The sequence below is a fragment of the Savagea faecisuis genome (genome assembly GCF_042675605.1).
GTDB classification, from domain to species: Bacteria; Bacillota; Bacilli; order Bacillales_A; family Planococcaceae; genus Savagea; species Savagea faecisuis.
Genome location: NZ_JBHTJF010000028.1, coordinates 6,246 through 22,892, shown reverse-complemented (window position 1 = coordinate 22,892; position 16,647 = coordinate 6,246). Strand labels below are relative to the sequence as shown.

Genomic DNA, 16,647 nt, shown 5'->3' with positions numbered 1-16,647 from the left:
TTAACTATACGTGGTTTCACGATGGCTTTCTATTTATTTAGCTGTTGCATTTCATTTTACAATGAAGCTCAAAACTTTTATTAAAAATATTTTAAAAAGGGGTTGACGTTTTTTTAGATAGCTGATATATTAAGTATTGTCCGAATGAGGACGTTATACAAATACGGAGGAATACCCAAGCCCGGCTGAAGGGATCGGTCTTGAAAACCGACAGGGGTGTCAAAGCCCGCGGGGGTTCGAATCCCTCTTCCTCCGCCATATTTTTTTCAAATGTCTGTTCCAATTGATGGAACAGTTTTTTTATGCTTTTTTACTCTAAAAAGAATCATGCTATTTAATGTTGAAATAATATTTAGGAGATATTCTAAATATTATTTCAACGTTTTTTTATACATCGATTTCAATACGCCTTACTTAGGTGGTTCGAGGCTTTCTAAATACTGTCTAACGCGCTTTGCATCATCTTCTTGTAATACATACATATTTTGCTCATCGGACTTCTCCATTATTCGAACACGCTGCTCTTTATTTAACCAAATATCATACAAATGATTACCGTAGACGACAGTAGCATCTGGCCCAATCATATTCACAATCTCTGTAAACGGCGTTGCACGTTGAAATGCTTCGTGAACTTCTTTACCGAATGCTTCATCCTCGATTTCTCCTGTGCTTCTCAGCCATTCTAATGGCTCATCTTTTACCCAAATGGCTTGCCATTCGTCATTTCTCCATAAGTAAGTTCCTTCTGCTTCCCAACGATCTTCACTAACATCATATGCTACATTTTGAATAATCGGTGTAAAGGTATGATTTTGTTCTACTAATCCCCAATGCTCCTCAGCATCGGAAGCTACCTTTTGTAATTCACGGATAAACTCTTCTTCTGAATGTGTTGCTCCGCCTTGTTTTTCTTCAATGACTTTTACATCCAATGCATTCATTTGTCCAGGATACGATTCCATCACAATTCCATTCGTTTCAATATTTACTTTCTGACCGACTTTAAGCTTCGACGACTCCGGATAGTGAAAAACAATATAATCATTTCGCTCAGCATCGTTTGTCATTTTTCCAACTCCGTGAAACGACTTATCCTCTATTGAAGTGACATACCATCCTTCTAGCATCGTTCCGTCATCCTTTCCTTCTGAATCTCCGTCACTTTGAGATTGACAAGCGACGAGCAAACTTAAACAACTGATTAGGATTAACATCATCCATTTTTTCATGTTATCCCCTCCTTATTGAAGTAGACGAAGCAAGAACGATTTCGTTACAAAAAAACAGCCGACGGAGTCGTCGGCTGTTTTATTTATTGAACATATGTCCCTTTATTGCTTGGATGAGCTTCAATCGGTTCGTACACAGGATATTGTTCGCGCACTGCTTGCGCTACTTCCGCGACACGGTCTTCTGGCATAAGGACAAATAGAGAAGGACCTGCCCCACTAATCGTCATGCCATAAGCACCAGATGATTTCACGAGTGCTCTTACTTCATCAAAATGTGGAAACATCTTTTTCCGAAACGGCTCGTGGAACGTATCACGTTCGAGCATTTTTCCTGCGAGCGACCACTGTTCGTTCGCAATCGCTGCGACGAATAAATGTCCGGCCGCACTACCCGCTGTCGCTTCTGCATGATTGAGTACATCAGGAATCACACTGCGTGACTCTGATGTCGCTAATTGCACGTCAGGTACTAAAATGAGCGCTCCCACTTTCGGTGCGTCTAATGCGACATAGTCGAGCTCTCCATTTTTGTAATAAGAGAGAACGAACCCGCCATGAATCGCCGCATTGACATTGTCCGCGTGACCTTCAAACGTCGTGCCGAGCTCTAGCTTTTGTTGCATCGACAAGTCGAGTTGCAAAATTTCATTCGCAATCTCCACTCCTGCCGCAATCGCAGAAGCACTGCTTCCTAAACCTTTCCCTAACGGAATGTTAGAAGAAACGACGAGGACGTGAGGTGAAATCGAACGCCCTGCAAATTTTGCAGTGCCGAGAATCGTCTTCACGATTAAATTACTTTCGCCACCTGTTAAACTCGCATACTCTTCTTCACGATATTCAACATGCCAACGATCCGACTCGTACACGCGCACTTCCATCGTCAAATCCAACGCTAAACCGAAACAATCATATCCTGGTCCGAGGTTTGCAGTAGTCGCCGGGACGACGACAGTAAACTTCGGCTGATCCATTACGCTTTTCCTTCTTGTAAATCTTTTAAAAAGGCAGTGAATTCGTCTTTCGATAAGATCGGCTCATCTTTATTCACTTCAATCGCAGTTTCCGGATCTTTTAAACCGTTTCCTGTTAAAATTCCGACTACTGTTGCGCCTTTTTCAATTTCGCCCGCTTCGATCCGCTTTTTAAGTCCTGCAATTGTCGCACATGATGCAGGTTCTGCGAATACACCGTCGCGTGATGCGAGTAGTTTATACGCTTCTAAAATTTCTTCATCTGTCACGCTCATAATGTGACCGTTCGATTCTTCAAGTGCCGCTTTCGCTAAATGCCAGCTCGCTGGATTTCCGATACGAATCGCTGTTGCGACTGTTTCTGGTTCTTCAAATACACGATCATATACAATCGGAGCTGCTCCATCTGCTTGAACACCGAGCAATGTCGGGCGTTCTCCGCCTTTTTTCGCTTGATATTCTGTGAACCCTTTCCAAGCTGCTGAAATGTTCCCAGCGTTTCCGACTGGAAGAGCGAAGTAATCAGGTACTTGACCGTCCAATTGATTGATCACTTCAAATGCGATTGTCTTTTGACCTTCCAAACGGTACGGGTTAACCGAGTTAACGAGTGCGATTTGGCCTTCGCCTACTTCGCGTACCATGTTTAATGCTTCATCAAAGTTTCCTTCGATTTCGACGATGTCCGCTCCGTACATTTTCGCTTGCGCTAATTTTCCGAGCGCAATTTTCCCTTCAGGAATGACGACGATTGTACGCATCCCTGCGCGCGCACCGTATGCCGCCGCAGAAGCTGATGTATTTCCTGTCGATGCACAAATTAACGCTGTCTTTCCTTCTTCCTTCGCTTTCGCTACCGCCATAACCATTCCGCGGTCTTTAAATGAACCAGTCGGGTTAGAACCTTCCGTTTTGACGTACACGTTCACGCCCCATTCCGCTGATAAGTTTTTCAAGTGGATGAGTGGTGTGTTTCCTTCTTGTAAAGTTAATTCAGGTGTCGCTTCTGATACGGGTAGCCATTCTTTATATTCCTCGATTAAACCGTTCCAACGTCTCATAATAAATTATTCCCCTTCCACTCGGTAGTAGCTTGATAATCCGAGTACGCTATCTGTTTGTTTTAATGTATCTAAAATGTCGAGATGTTGCTTGCGCGAAATCTCATGTGTAATGATGATCAAATCTGTTTCGTTATTTTCATCCATTTGTTGAATGACTGTCGCTAAACTTGCGCCATTATCGCTATAAATCGACGTTAAGTGGGTGAGTACGCCCACTTCATCTTTTACGCGAATACGGTGGAAGTAACGTGAATATTTCTGTGCGTCCTCTTTCACTTTGCGCTCATATTGCGGTGCATGTTTACGTTTTCCGTTCACACCTAACAATAAGTTACGGCACGCTGCAACGATATCTCCTGTGACAGATGTTGCCGTTGGAAGTGAACCTGCTCCCGGTCCGTAAAACATTGTCTCTCCGACTGCATCTCCGTATACGTATACTGCGTTCATTTCATTATTAACGGATGCGAGTGGGTGAGCGTTCGGTAAAAAGACAGGTTCTACTGCGACTTCAATGCCGTTTTCGTCTTTTTTCGCTGTTCCTGCAAGCTTTACTGTGTAACCGAAACGGTCTGCAAGTTCTACGTCACCGTCTTTAATTTCGCGAATACCGCGTACGTAAACATCTTCTAACTTCACTTCTGTTGAGAATGCGAGCGATGCTAAAATGACCATTTTACGCGCTGCATCGAGTCCGTCAACGTCCGCGGTCGGATCTGCTTCCGCGAATCCTAATTCTGTCGCTAAAGCGAGTGCTGCGTCGTATGACATATTCTCTTCTTTCATCTTCGTCAACATGAAGTTTGTTGTTCCATTGACGATTCCTGTTAAAGCGTGAATGCGGTCTGATGCGAGTCCATCTTCTAATGTACGAATTAATGGAATCCCGCCTCCGACGCTCGCTTCATAAAATAAGTCACAACCATTTTCGTCTGCGATTTTCAATAATTTCGGTCCGACTTCCGCCATGACGTCTTTATTCGCTGTGACGACTCCTTTACCTGCTTGTAATGAACGCTCGATCGCATCTTTCGCGTCCGTCGTTCCTCCCATTACTTCAACGATTAAATCGATTGAATCATCCGATAAAATGTCATCGAGCGATGTCGTGAAAATATCTTTTGCAAGTGATGTGTCACGATCTTTATCGATATTGCGCACCATCACTTTTTTAATTTGAACCGATACCCCAAGTTTATGTTGTAAATCCGTTTGGTGATTTAACAAAATTTGTGCAACCCCACTACCAACTACTCCAAAACCTAATAAACCGATATTAATTTCCTTTTTCATTTGACGATTCTCCTCACTGTCTGTACACTATGAAAAAACAAACGTACTTTGCATAAGGACATTATAAGAAAAAATGGATTGAATAACAAGTGTAATTTCTATATTATAAAGTATAGCATGAATTTTTAGACTATTAAAACGAATGTAAGGATCTGATAACAATGAAAGTATGTAAATTTGGTGGAACATCCGTAGCATCAGCAACACAAATTAAAAAAGTCGTCGACATCGTTCTTTCAGATAAAGAACGTAAAATTGTCGTCGTCTCTGCTCCAGGTAAACGTTCAAGCGATGACACGAAAGTGACAGACCTTTTAATCGAACTTGCCGAGCGCGCATTAAATAATGAAGATACGACAGATGCTTGCGCAAATGTCGTCGCACGTTATGAAGAAATCGCACAACAATTAAATGTTGATTCAAAAATTATCGATACGATTCGCGAAGATATCGAAAAGCGTGTTCAAGCTTCTAAAGAAGACGAAGTGTTATTCATGGACTCGATGAAAGCAGCAGGTGAAGATAATAACGCAAAATTAATCGCTGCTTACTTCCAATCACTCGGTGTAGAAGCACGTTACGTTTCACCGAAAGAAGGTGGCTTGCTCGTCAACGAACGTCCAGCACGTGTTCAAGCACTCCCAGAAGGTGATGAACAGCTCGCAAAGTTAAAAGACGAGAAAGGAATCATCGTCTTCCCAGGATTTTTCGGCTTTACGAAAAACGGTACATTACGTACGTTTAACCGTGGAGGTTCGGACATTACAGGTTCATTGCTCGCAGCAGCGACAGACGCTACATTGTATGAGAACTTCACGGACGTTGACTCTGTATTCGCCGCAAACCCGATGGTCGTGGACAATCCAGAAGCGATTAAAGAAATGACGTATCGTGAAATGCGAGAACTCGCTTATGCCGGCTTCTCAGTATTCCATGATGAAGCACTCATGCCTGCTTTCCGTAAATCAGTTCCTGTTTGCATCAAAAACACGAACAATCCGGAAGCACCGGGTACGATGATTGTAAGCGAACGCGAGAAACCTTCAAACCGACCAGTTGTCGGTATCGCTGCAGACGATGGCTTCGCAACACTTTACGTCGATAAATACTTAATGAACCAAGAGCTCGGATTCGGGCGTAAATTGCTTGAAATTTTAGAAGATGAAGGCATTTCATTCGAACATACACCTTCTGGTATTGATAATATGTCTGTCATTTTACGAACTGAATATTTAACACCAGAAAACGAAAAACGCGTCATTGAACGTGTTCAAGAAGAACTGCAACCTGACCACGTACACCTCGAAAAAGATTTATCGATGGTCGTGCTCGTAGGTGAAGGTATGCGTCACACACTCGGACTCGCTTCACGCGCAGCTGGTGCGATCAGTCGTTCGGGTGCTAGTATTCAAATGATCAACCAAGGATCTTCTGAAGTGAGTTTAGTTTTCGGTATTTTAACAGCGGATGAAACACGTGTCCTCAAATCACTTTACGATGAATTTTTTAAATAATACCACTAACAAAATCCCCTAACATGAAAAACGTTACGGGGTTTTGTTATGTCAAAATAACTTTTATATAAATCCTATGTTATTTTTATGTAAATGAACTTTACAATAAGTCAAATACATATTAGTTTTAATACCTTTTAGCTTATTTCGATATTTTTTCGTTTTTAGAATTTGTTTCATTGTATAATAGATAAATAGGCTACTTTGTATTTTCATTCTCAAACTTTGGTAGTTTGTCTATTTATTATTTTATATTAAAGGAGTACTTCGCCATGAAACGATTTTTCCAAAGAAAAAACGACGCTGCCGCTCCCAATTATGCAGCCGAACCAACTGCTTCCCATGTATGGATTCGATTGTCTGATTATCCCGAAGTAGAAGCTCAACTGAAACTCATTGATTTAACTATCCAAGATTTAACGTATTTACAATTACTCACTCCCTATAAAAAAGAGTTGTTACACACGACAACCGAGGCGTTTTATGAGGGCTTAGAAAAGATTCCACATTTACAAAAAATCATCAATACACATAGTACAGTAGAACGACTCAAGAAAACATTAGCGATTCACTTTTCAGCACTTTTTGACGGAAAAATCGACGCTGCCTTTTTAGAACAACGTCGGAAAATCGCAAAAAAGCATGTGATGATTGAGCTTGACCCGAAATGGTACATCGGTTCATTCTCACGCTTCTCCAATGCTTTCGTACAATTTATTTTTAGTTTATCTTTTTCAAAAGAAGAGCAAGAATCCATTATAATGGCATTCAATAAACTGATGAACTTCGAACAGCAACTCGTCATCGAAGCATATGATATGGAGCTCGAAGATTTACGTGAACGCGAAAATGAATTAAAGCATGCGATGCAACAATCCATCACTCAGTCTTCTGAAGAACTGTCAGCGATTAGCGCTGAAACAAAACGCTCCATTGAACAACTTGCAAGACAAGCACAAACTATTGAAACAAGTGCAATAGACAGTCACCAAATTGTGATGAATGCAGAGTCTCAATCTCAAGCAGGCAATGCACTCTTATTAAAACAACGAGAAGACATTGCTAATACAAGTGCTTCTATTCAACAATTAATCGAAAAAATGAAGCAACTCAGTACTTCTTCCAATCAAATACGAGATATTGTTAAATTAGTTACAACGATTGCAGATCAGACGAATTTACTCGCGCTCAATGCTGCTATCGAAGCAGCACGTGCTGGCGAACATGGGGCTGGTTTTGCCGTTGTCGCAACAGAAGTACGCAATTTAGCAGAGGAAACGAAAAACGCAATCGGCAATGTGACAAGCTTAATTGAAGCAACCGATCAACGAATTGATGAAATGACAAAGTTCATCGCGCAGTTAACGAAATTGATGAATCAATCTACTACAACGACGACAAGTGTTTCTCAGAACTTTGAAGGAATTGTTCATTCAACAGATCAACTCATTCATCAAAGTGAATTGACAAACAATGAAGTGAAATCAATTGTGCACGTATTAGATGATTTACAAGCAACGGTCCAAGACTTAGAACGAATGTCTTTACACCTCGTCACAGAGATTCAAAATTTATAATTTAAATATCCCCTCATCATGAATCGTATGAGGGGAGTCTATACTACGGACGATACTTCGATGACTCGCGAATAAAATACCCAATCCGTTCAATGATAATTTCTACTTCTTCTGGTCTTTCTTTTAAATCATACTCCGTAATTTCGATACGCATAACAGGGCAAGCGTTAAATTGATCGATCCAAGCAGTGTAACGTTTATACATCTCTTCCCAATACGACAATGGCGTCTCCTGTTCCATCGGACGTCCTCTTTCTTGAATACGTTCGACAATCGTTTCAAACGGACCATCTAAATAGATGAGCACGTCAGGATGTGGGAAGTAAGGTGTTTTCACCATCGCATCAAAAAGTTCTGTATACGTTTTGTAATCGACGGGATCCATCGTGCCTTTTTCGTAATGCATTTTCGCAAAAATATCAGTATCTTCATAAATCGAACGGTCTTGAACGAAGCCTCCACCGTACTCAAACATGCGCTTCTGTTCTTTAAAACGCTCCGCTAAAAAATACATTTGTAAATGAAAACTCCACGCTTTAAAATCAGCATAAAACTTCTCTAAATACGGATTCGTATCTACCTTTTCTAAAGAAGTACGGAAATTGAGCGCATCCGCTACCGCATTCGTCATCGTGGACTTTCCAATACCGACCGTCCCTGCCACTGTAATGATCGCATTGCGCGGGATATTATATTTTTCTCTCAAATTTATCATTTCTTTTCCTCCAACACTCTTTTCACTTCTCGAACAATATGTGCACAGTCTGATTCACTATGCACGAAATCAAAAGCGTCCCCGTCAAAACGTAAAACGGGAACTTCGGGATGAGCACGTTCGAACTGTTCCATAAACTGTGCATAGTCTTCAGTCAGCTGCACTAAATAATTCGGGTCGATTTGCTGTTCAAATGTGCGTCCTCTCAACTCGATACGCTCTTGTAATTTTTCTAAACTTGCCGTTAAATACACAATGACATTCGGCATCGGGACGTCGCGCGTTAAAATACGATAAATTTCTTCATACTTCTCATATTCTTCTTCCTGCAATGTACGTTTTGCAAAAATTAAATTTTTGAAAATATGATAATCCGCTACGACAGGACGATTTTCGCTCAACGCATTCTTTTTTATATCCCCTAATTGCTTATAGCGATTGCATAAAAAGAACATTTCCGTCTGGAAACTCCACTCTTCAATGTTTTCATAAAATTTATTTAAAAATGGGTTTTCATCGACAATTTCATGTAGTGCGACATAATCGAACTCTTGCGCTAACGCTTCTGTCAATGATGTTTTTCCGACACCGATCGGACCTTCAACTGCGATAAATGGAATCACCATCGGACACTCCTTCTTTCTTTTTCGTACTGTCTATTTTAACATAGACTTAACGGTGAATTATGAAAAGGTGATGAAATGAACGAATGGGCAAGTGATATCTATTTTATGCAGTGCGCCATTTTAGAAGCGAAAAAAGCAGCACAAATCGGAGAAGTTCCAATCGGTGCGGTCGTCGTACATAACGGAAAAATCATCGGGCGCGGCTACAATAGAAGAGAAACGACACAACGTGCCAGCATGCATGCAGAAATGCTCGCGATTGACGAAGCTTGCCGGGCAATTGGCAGTTGGCGCTTGGAAGAGACGACCCTTTATGTCACGCTAGAGCCTTGTATGATGTGCTCGGGAGCGATTATGCAATCGCGCATTCCCCGTGTCGTCTACGCCGCTCCTGATGCGAAAGGTGGCACCGTACGCTCACTCTACCGATTATTAGAAGATGAGCGACTGAACCATATGGCTACGATTGAAACAGGCTTATTTGCCGAACGATGTGGTCGGCTGTTGTCCGATTTTTTTAGAGAGTTACGACGGAAGAAAAAAGCACAAAAAAGAGAAACGCTCGAGTAAAAGCGTCTCTCTTTTTATTATTTTACAGGGCATTCAATTTTTTCTTTGCCACCCATATACGGACGAAGTACTTCTGGAATGACGACTGAGCCGTCTTTCTGTTGGTAGTTTTCTAAAATTGCCGCTACCGTACGACCGACTGCAAGGCCGCTACCATTTAACGTATGAACGTATTCTGGTTTCGCCCCTTTTTCACGACGGAAGCGGATATTCGCACGACGCGCTTGGAAATCTTCAAAGTTTGAACATGAAGAAATTTCACGATATACCCCTTGTGTCGGCATCCACACTTCTAAGTCGAACTTTTTCGCCGCTGTAAAGCCAAGGTCTCCCATACAAATGTCGACGACACGATATGGCAATTCGAGAAGCTGTAACACTTTCTCAGCATGTCCTGTCAACTTGTCTAATTCTGCATATGAATCTTCCGGCTTTACGAAACGGACGAGTTCCACTTTGCTAAATTGGTGTTGACGAATTAAGCCTCGTGTATCACGGCCCGCAGACCCTGCTTCCGAGCGGAAGTTCATGCTATGTGATGTGAAAGCTTGCGGTAAATCCGCTGCATCTAAAATATCGTTGCGATAAAAGTTCGTCGTTGGCACTTCAGATGTCGGGATTAAGAAATAGTCTTCGTCTTCGATGAGGAAAGCATCTTCTTCAAATTTCGGAAGTTGTCCCGTCCCTGTTAAACTTTCTCGATTGACGAGGTACGGTGGAATTAATTCCTCATATCCGTGCTCATCGACATGTAAATTGACCATGAAGTTTAATAAAGCACGTTCTAAACGAGCACCTAAACCGCGATAAAAGACGAAGCGACTTCCCGTCACTTTCGCTGCGCGTTCAAAGTCTAAAATATTTAAATCTGTCCCGAGATCCCAATGTGGTTTCGGTTCGAAGTCGAACTGCGGAAGCTCTCCCCACGTGCGAATTTCTACGTTATCATCTTCCGTTTCGCCTTCTGGAACTGATTCATGTGGAATGTTCGGAATGCGCATGAGCACGTAATTTAATTTCTCTTCCACTTCATGAAGTTTTGTGTCGAGCGCTTTAATCTCTTCGCCCACTTCACGCATTTCTTTAATTTCTGCATCGGCATCTTCTTTATTTTTCTTCTTTTGGCCGACGAGTTGTGATACTTCATTACGACGTGCTTTCAACACTTCTACTTTTGAAATTAATTCACGGCGTTCATCGTCCAATCCTTGGAACTGATCTAATTCTGAAATATCTTCTCCACGGCGTTCTAATTTTGCTTTAATACCTTCAAAATCGCTGCGTAACAGTTTTGCATCTAACATATTCATTCTCCTCTTCCAATTATTTTTTTGCATAAAAAAAGCCCTCATATCCCCTCATATAGGGACGAGAACTACCCGCGTTGCCACCCAAATTAGCCCATCATGAGCTCACTTTGAAAAAAATAACGGTTTTCGACCGGCTTATCATTTGAGAATAAGCAACTCCAGGACGGATTCATCATTTCGCTTTATTAGCTCGCACCACCCGCTAACTCTCTTTAAAAGTCGAAATCACTACTACTTCCTATCAACGTTTTCATTTTTTGCTTCCACATATAGTATACACGATGTGGCTTCAAAATTTAAGTTATTCCTTAAATTTTTGAAGCCGTCCATCGTTTATATCGTTTTTAAAAGCTTTGCACATTGCGCATAATAGTTTCGCTCATGTGGCACAAACTGTCGGAATGCAATGCTCTGTCGCTCTCCTGTAAATATATCTTCCGTATCGACAAACTCGATTCGTCTTTCAAACAACTGAATTAATTGTCGTTTCGACACACATACTAATGTTTCCACTTCTTCTGTTTGTAGTATGAAAATAAACATGAGTAAACTCACGGTCGATCCAGTCACCAATTTGAATCGTATCCTGAATGACCGCACCGAATGTTAAATCTTCAATATTTCGCTTTAAACCGAGCTCTTCTTCAAGTTCGCGCACGCCATCCGCTATCCTTTCTTCCGCTTGAAGATGTCCTGCTGCGGTTACATCATAAAGAGAGGCGAAGTCTTTTTTCGTTGCGCTACGCTTTTGAAGTAAAACGGTATCTCGCTCAACGAGCCAGCAATGGAATGTGTCATGCCATAGTCCAAGTTTATGCACATCGTCTCTCGTCTTTCGCGATAAAGGACGGTGTGCTTCGTCGTACGTTTGAATCCATTCTTCAGTACACATTTTTATACCGTCTGTAAAAATTGTTTCGCGACACGTTCTGTCACAGGACCTGCAACACCTGAACCGATTGTCGTACCGTCGATTTCAACGAGTGGTAACACTTCGTTTGTCGTGCTCGTCATAAACACTTCTTCTGCTTCAAGAACGTCTTCTTTCGTAAATTCACGTTCAACAAATGGAATATTTAATTGCTCTGCAAGCTGTTCGACACGCATACGTGTGATTCCTGCTAAAATGTAATTCGATAAAGGACGTGTCACTAATTCTCCGTTTTGAACGATGAAAATATTTGAACTCGTTCCTTCTGTTACATAGCCGTCGCGAATTAAAATCGCCTCATAAGCACCCGCATCGTTTGCGACTTGTTTCGCTAAAATGTTCGGAAGTAAGTTCAATGATTTAATATAACAGTTTTTCCAACGTTCATCTTCATGGAAAATCGCTGTTTTCCCTGCCAAACGCTCTTCCATCGCAATCACTTCCATCGGACGTACTGTCATCGTAATCGATGGTTTTACATCTTTCGGGAATAAATGACCGCGCTTCGCAATACCACGTGTTATTTGAATGTATACGTCACAATTTTTCTCTCCTGAGCGCTCGACCGCTTCCATCATGAGTGATTCAACCTCTTCTACTGTCATACCGAGATCCATGCGAATCTCTTTCGCACTTTTCACGAGACGCTCGACGTGTTCACGCATCATGAAAGGTTTGCCTTCATAAATTCGCGTCACTTCATAAACACCATCTCCGAATTGATGACCGCGTTCATCGACTGGAATCACTGCATCATTTTCGTTCACCCATTGACCGTTCGCATATACAATTACCATTTGTAAAACCCCTCTCTTCTATCTACTACTCTCTATAGAATACGCTCATTTCGGCTTCTTTTCAAAGAAAAAATGCAATGTCACAATAAAAAGTGACATTGCATTTTTTTAATTTCCGTAATAAATCGGACTGCCTGGACCGAGGTCGATTCCGAGCGTCATCCAAGCAATTAATGTAATCGTCCAAACGACTAAGAAGAAAATAGAATACGGGAACATCACTGAAATGAGCGTTCCAATTCCCATATTTTTATCATACTTTTGTGCTGATGCAATAATGAGTGCGAAATACGTCATCAACGGTGAAATGATATTCGTTGATGAATCCGCAATACGATAAGCCATTTGCGTTAATTCCGGTGAATAACCGAGACGCATCATAATCGGCACGAATACTGGGGCCATCATCGCCCATTTCGCAGAAGCACTTCCGATAAATAAGTTAATGAAGGCTGCGATTAAAATAAACACTAACAATAAAGGAATTCCCGTTAAATGAATACTTTGTAAAAATTGAGCACCGTACACACCGAGGACGAGACCCATATTCGATTCAACGAAAAATGCGACGAACTGGCTCGCTGTGAAAGCGAGTACGATAAACATCCCCATCGAAGACATCGTCGCAGACATCATACCTGCTACGTCTTTATCATTTTTAATCGATTTCGTCACTTTACCGTAAACGAGACCTGGTACGAAAAATAAAAAGGCGATAATCGGTACGAGTGACTGCATGAATGGCGAGCGAATGATCGGCATCTCATTTTCAACACCGCGTAAAGGAGCACCTGGGAAAATGACGAGAAGGGAAACGAGAACCGCTGATACTAAAATTGAAAGTCCAGCAAATAACAATCCTTTTTTCTCGATTTTTGTAAGACCTTCGATTTTTTCACGGTAGTCTCCTTTATATTCACCGAGACGTGGTTCGACAATCTTTTCTGTCACGAATGCACCGACAAATGTTAAAACAAAAACAGAAATGATGATGAAGTAATAGTTCATTCCAACGTTCATCAATTTAGCATATTCCGGATCGATAATGGCCGCTGCCGTAATCGTAAATTCTCCGAGCATTGCGTCTGTTCCTGATAAAAATAAGTTCGCACTAAATCCACCAGAGACACCTGCAAAAGCTGCCGCAAGACCAGCTAATGGGTGACGACCGAGCGCTGCGAAAATGACAGCACCGAGCGGAGGTAATACGACATATCCCGCATCTGATGCGACACTTGACATCACGCCGGCAAATACGAGTCCTAGTGTAATGAGGCGTTTCGGTACAGACATGACGAATCCACGCAACACCGCACTAATTAAACCAGACCCTTCCGCTACCCCAATCCCGAGCATCGTCAATAAGACGACACCGAGTGGCGCGAATTCGATGAAGTTTTTCGTCATATTCGTAATGATGTAATGAATCCCTTCACCATTTAATAAGTTTTTCACTTGAATCATTTCACCAGGTTTTCCTGGATGTTCGACCGTTACGCCGAAGTACGAAATGATGGAAGACAAAATTAAAGCTAAAACAGCAAGTCCCGCAAACAAAGTGACCGGATGTGGTAATTTATTTCCTACTTTTTCAATTCGATTCAAAAATCCTTGGAAGAAGGATGCTTTTCGTGTTTCCAACTACGACATCTCCTATTTTTAAATAATATTCTTTACTATACATTATTTTCTGATAACATGATATGAAAAAGTGATAATAGAGACTATTTTCTTATGAATTACATAAAAAACACCATATTTCATGCATTTATTTCAGAATACTCTAAAAAGAAATACTATTTATAAAATATTTTACGAAACACAATTTTGCTATTTGAATATAAGTTTTAATTGCTTTTTCACTCTTTTATTCTCTTCTATACCTTTCAAATAATTTATTTTACAACTGAAAGCGGTTGCATTAAATATTTCAATTGTCTATTATAAATCTATTGCGAAAATTTAAAGGAGGGATCAAATGAAAAAACGGAAACTCGGTTTAACCTCTAAAATTTTACTCGCCCTCGTTATCGGGATTGTGATCGGTATTATTTTATATTCTTTACCTGATGCGAAATGGAAAGATGATTTCCTAGTCGGGGGTGTCTTATATGTACTCGGAACGATGTTTATTAACGCTTTAAAAATGTTACTCGTTCCTGTTGTGTTCTTCTCATTAGCTGTCGGAGTCTCTTCGCTCAGCGACATTAAACAACTCGGACGTATCGGTAGTAAAACGTTAATTTATTATTTATCAACGACAGCGATCGCAATCAGTTTAGCCTTGCTCGTCGGTTTAACATTGAATCCAGGGAAAAATGTTGATTTAGGAGCAGTTCAAGAAGGGGAAGTATCTGTCAATGAAGCAGCACCGTTTTCGGACATTTTAATTAATATTATCCCTTCGAATCCAATTGAAGCACTCGCTTCAGGTAATATGCTACAAATCATCTTCTTCGCGATTATGTTCGGGGTGACGATGACTCTTTTACAAGAAAAAGTACCAACGATTAAAAAATTAACACTTGAATTAAATGATTTGTTTTTAAAAATGGTCGGCATCATTATGCTCGTTGCGCCGATCGGGGTGTTCGCACTCATTACCCGCACGTTTGCGATGTTAGGATATGACGCGATTTGGCCTTTATTAAAATATTTAGGAAGCGTTCTCATCGGTTTATTCTTCATGTTAATCGTCTATGTCATTTTATTGCGTATTTTCGGAAAGGTGAATCCGTTCGTCTTCTTCAAAAAAATCGTTCCACCGATGTCAATCGGCTTCTCAACAGCGAGTTCAGCAGCCGCTCTTCCGATTTTCTTACGCACTGCGGAAGAAAGCTTAGGAGTGGATAAGAAAGTTTCTTCTTTCACTTTGCCACTCGGTTCGACGATCAATATGGACGGCACTGCCATTATGCAAGGGGTTGCGACCATTTTCATCGCCCAAGTTTACGGATCGCATTTAACTCCTTCTGATTACATTATCGTCATTTTAACAGCGACTCTCGCATCAATCGGTACCGCTTCAATGCCAGGTGCTGGGATCATTATGTTGTCACTCGTCCTCACTTCTGTTAATTTACCAGTTGAAGGAATCGCCCTCATCATCGGAATTGACCGGATTGTCGACATGTTCCGAACGTCTGTCAACTTATGTGGAGACGCGGTCGGTACTATTATCGTTGCGAATTCAGAAGGCGCGCTAGATGAAGCCGTCTATAATGATCCGACGAAAGTGATTAGATAAAAAATAGAATATCAATCGTTAATATTAAAAAAGTTGAACTTGAGAGCACTCAAGTTCAACTTTTTTCAATTTTATTTACGAAACGGATAAGCTTTCACGATGCGACCTTTTCGTCCCGTCGTCGTTTCCGCTTGTGCGAGCGAGTTTAAAATGGCTTCCTCTGTCGCTTCTGCTGCCGCTTTAAACAATTGATACATTTCTTCTTCATCGTCACGTAACACGTGCAAAGCGATTTTTTCATCCGACTGATGTGGGATGCGATGCGCTGTTGAAAAACCAATCGTAATATCGCCACTTCCGTTTGAAAAATAAGCCCCTGTCTTTCCGAGTCCGATGCTACAACGTTGAATGATTCGCTTTAATTGCCGTTGCGTCACTGGTGCATCTGTCGCTAAAACGATGATGATCGAGCCGTCCGTTTCAGCAATCGCTTCTTCTGTATGTCGACCTTTGTAACGAGCATATTCAAAATCGTGCTCTTTCCCAAAATTGCTTAAGACGAGTACACCGACTGTATAATGATCTGTACAACGGGAGCTGGAGCCTATGCCACCTTTATGACCGAAGCAAACCATTCCTGTTCCTGCACCGACCGCTCCTTCTTCCGCGCGAGTTGTGGAAGCATTTTGCAACGCGCGTTGTACATGTTCTTCACGGACAGCGATGTGACGAATTGTATTTAACGGATTTCCGAAAGAAGTCTCCCATCCTCAAGGAGTGTGAAGGTGCGAATAGCACCAATGAGTAGGTGGGAGATGAATTTCGGTTGGCTTTAGCCAAAGAATTTGGTAAAA

The 16,647-nt window shown here is 41.4% G+C and carries 16 protein-coding genes, 1 tRNA gene and 1 other annotated feature; of the genes, 5 read left to right on the top strand and 12 right to left on the bottom strand.

The window, feature by feature from the left end:
- The first annotated feature begins 165 nt into the window (after positions 1–165).
- Positions 166–258: transfer RNA gene (locus tag ACFQ0V_RS08560), tRNA-Ser, on the top strand.
- A gap of 152 nt (positions 259–410) precedes the next feature.
- Here the strand turns inward: ACFQ0V_RS08560 and ACFQ0V_RS08555 are convergent.
- The 4 genes from ACFQ0V_RS08555 to ACFQ0V_RS08540 all read right to left on the bottom strand — a co-directional run bounded on the left by ACFQ0V_RS08555 (position 411) and on the right by ACFQ0V_RS08540 (position 4,566).
- A complete protein-coding gene (locus tag ACFQ0V_RS08555) occupies positions 411–1,232 on the bottom strand; it encodes a DUF3221 domain-containing protein (RefSeq protein ID WP_381012274.1) in 822 nt (273 codons plus the stop codon).
- An 83-nt stretch (positions 1,233–1,315) separates the two neighbouring features.
- Entirely contained in the window at positions 1,316–2,209 is an 894-nt protein-coding gene (gene thrB / locus ACFQ0V_RS08550) for a homoserine kinase (protein ID WP_381012271.1), read from the bottom strand.
- Positions 2,209–3,270: a threonine synthase gene (thrC, locus tag ACFQ0V_RS08545; protein ID WP_381012268.1), complete on the bottom strand. Its 1,062-nt coding sequence runs from the start codon at positions 3,268–3,270 to the stop codon at positions 2,209–2,211. Before thrC ends, thrB begins: the two co-directional genes overlap by 1 nt.
- A 6-nt stretch (positions 3,271–3,276) precedes the next feature.
- Positions 3,277–4,566 (bottom strand): homoserine dehydrogenase, encoded by a 1,290-nt coding sequence (locus tag ACFQ0V_RS08540; RefSeq protein WP_381012265.1) that lies wholly within the window; start codon positions 4,564–4,566, stop codon positions 3,277–3,279.
- A gap of 161 nt (positions 4,567–4,727) precedes the next feature.
- On the opposite strand from ACFQ0V_RS08540, the gene ACFQ0V_RS08535 reads away from it, so the two are divergent.
- On the top strand, positions 4,728–6,080 hold the full coding sequence (locus tag ACFQ0V_RS08535) for an aspartate kinase (RefSeq protein WP_381012263.1): 1,353 nt from the start codon (positions 4,728–4,730) through the stop codon (positions 6,078–6,080).
- Positions 6,081–6,352: 272 nt separating this feature from the next.
- Complete coding sequence (locus ACFQ0V_RS08530) at positions 6,353–7,657, top strand: protoglobin domain-containing protein (protein WP_381012261.1); 1,305 nt, start codon at positions 6,353–6,355, stop codon at positions 7,655–7,657.
- Between the two features lie 43 nt (positions 7,658–7,700).
- On the opposite strand, the gene ACFQ0V_RS08525 is transcribed toward ACFQ0V_RS08530, so the two are convergent.
- Positions 7,701–8,369: a deoxynucleoside kinase gene (locus ACFQ0V_RS08525; RefSeq protein ID WP_381012280.1), complete on the bottom strand. Its 669-nt coding sequence runs from the start codon at positions 8,367–8,369 to the stop codon at positions 7,701–7,703.
- The gene (locus ACFQ0V_RS08520) at positions 8,369–8,998 is read right to left on the bottom strand and encodes a deoxynucleoside kinase (RefSeq protein ID WP_381012258.1); all 630 of its coding nucleotides are present in this window, start codon (positions 8,996–8,998) and stop codon (positions 8,369–8,371) included. Before ACFQ0V_RS08520 ends, ACFQ0V_RS08525 begins: the two co-directional genes overlap by 1 nt.
- Positions 8,999–9,073: 75 nt before the next feature.
- Here ACFQ0V_RS08520 and tadA point away from each other — a divergent pair, with 75 nt between their 5' ends.
- Positions 9,074–9,568, top strand: coding sequence for a tRNA adenosine(34) deaminase TadA (gene tadA, locus ACFQ0V_RS08515; RefSeq protein WP_381012255.1), 495 nt, complete (start codon positions 9,074–9,076; stop codon positions 9,566–9,568).
- 17 nt (positions 9,569–9,585) lie between these two features.
- Here tadA and serS read toward each other — a convergent pair whose 3' ends face one another.
- The 5 genes from serS to ACFQ0V_RS08490 form a co-directional block, all read right to left on the bottom strand.
- Positions 9,586–10,872, bottom strand: a complete 1,287-nt coding sequence (gene serS, locus ACFQ0V_RS08510; protein ID WP_381012252.1) for a serine--tRNA ligase — start codon at positions 10,870–10,872, stop codon at positions 9,586–9,588.
- 57 nt (positions 10,873–10,929) lie between these two features.
- Positions 10,930–11,132, bottom strand: a binding site (T-box leader).
- A 79-nt stretch (positions 11,133–11,211) separates the two neighbouring features.
- Positions 11,212–11,373 carry a hypothetical protein gene (locus ACFQ0V_RS08505; protein WP_381012249.1) on the bottom strand — a complete coding sequence of 54 codons (162 nt, stop codon included), beginning with the start codon at positions 11,371–11,373 and terminating at the stop codon, positions 11,212–11,214.
- Positions 11,342–11,770, bottom strand: a complete 429-nt coding sequence (locus ACFQ0V_RS08500; protein ID WP_381012246.1) for an NUDIX hydrolase — start codon at positions 11,768–11,770, stop codon at positions 11,342–11,344. Before ACFQ0V_RS08500 ends, ACFQ0V_RS08505 begins: the two co-directional genes overlap by 32 nt.
- 2 nt (positions 11,771–11,772) lie before the next feature.
- A complete protein-coding gene (dat, locus tag ACFQ0V_RS08495) occupies positions 11,773–12,606 on the bottom strand; it encodes a D-amino-acid transaminase (RefSeq protein WP_381012243.1) in 834 nt (277 codons plus the stop codon).
- Between the two features lie 108 nt (positions 12,607–12,714).
- Positions 12,715–14,247: an AbgT family transporter gene (locus ACFQ0V_RS08490; RefSeq protein WP_381012240.1), complete on the bottom strand. Its 1,533-nt coding sequence runs from the start codon at positions 14,245–14,247 to the stop codon at positions 12,715–12,717.
- A 337-nt stretch (positions 14,248–14,584) separates the two neighbouring features.
- Between ACFQ0V_RS08490 and ACFQ0V_RS08485 the strand changes: the two genes are divergently transcribed.
- A complete protein-coding gene (locus tag ACFQ0V_RS08485) occupies positions 14,585–15,853 on the top strand; it encodes a dicarboxylate/amino acid:cation symporter (RefSeq protein WP_381012238.1) in 1,269 nt (422 codons plus the stop codon).
- 71 nt (positions 15,854–15,924) lie between these two features.
- On the opposite strand, the gene ACFQ0V_RS08480 is transcribed toward ACFQ0V_RS08485, so the two are convergent.
- Entirely contained in the window at positions 15,925–16,527 is a 603-nt protein-coding gene (locus ACFQ0V_RS08480) for a P1 family peptidase (protein ID WP_381012277.1), read from the bottom strand.
- Between the last annotated feature and the right edge of the window lie 120 nt (positions 16,528–16,647).

What these genes read in the sequence shown, in the direction of transcription:
- ACFQ0V_RS08530 (WP_381012261.1), top strand. Translation starts at nt 6,353, where the DNA reads ATGAAACGATTTTTCCAAAGAAAAAACGACGCTGCCGCTCCCAATTAT.
- ACFQ0V_RS08540 (WP_381012265.1), bottom strand. Translation starts at nt 4,566, where the DNA reads ATGAAAAAGGAAATTAATATCGGTTTATTAGGTTTTGGAGTAGTTGGT.
- ACFQ0V_RS08535 (WP_381012263.1), top strand. Translation starts at nt 4,728, where the DNA reads ATGAAAGTATGTAAATTTGGTGGAACATCCGTAGCATCAGCAACACAA.
- tadA (WP_381012255.1), top strand. Translation starts at nt 9,074, where the DNA reads ATGAACGAATGGGCAAGTGATATCTATTTTATGCAGTGCGCCATTTTA.
- thrB (WP_381012271.1), bottom strand. Translation starts at nt 2,209, where the DNA reads ATGGATCAGCCGAAGTTTACTGTCGTCGTCCCGGCGACTACTGCAAAC.
- ACFQ0V_RS08500 (WP_381012246.1), bottom strand. Translation starts at nt 11,770, where the DNA reads ATGTGTACTGAAGAATGGATTCAAACGTACGACGAAGCACACCGTCCT.
- serS (WP_381012252.1), bottom strand. Translation starts at nt 10,872, where the DNA reads ATGTTAGATGCAAAACTGTTACGCAGCGATTTTGAAGGTATTAAAGCA.
- ACFQ0V_RS08485 (WP_381012238.1), top strand. Translation starts at nt 14,585, where the DNA reads ATGAAAAAACGGAAACTCGGTTTAACCTCTAAAATTTTACTCGCCCTC.
- ACFQ0V_RS08520 (WP_381012258.1), bottom strand. Translation starts at nt 8,998, where the DNA reads ATGGTGATTCCATTTATCGCAGTTGAAGGTCCGATCGGTGTCGGAAAA.
- dat (WP_381012243.1), bottom strand. Translation starts at nt 12,606, where the DNA reads ATGGTAATTGTATATGCGAACGGTCAATGGGTGAACGAAAATGATGCA.
- ACFQ0V_RS08555 (WP_381012274.1), bottom strand. Translation starts at nt 1,232, where the DNA reads ATGAAAAAATGGATGATGTTAATCCTAATCAGTTGTTTAAGTTTGCTC.
- thrC (WP_381012268.1), bottom strand. Translation starts at nt 3,270, where the DNA reads ATGAGACGTTGGAACGGTTTAATCGAGGAATATAAAGAATGGCTACCC.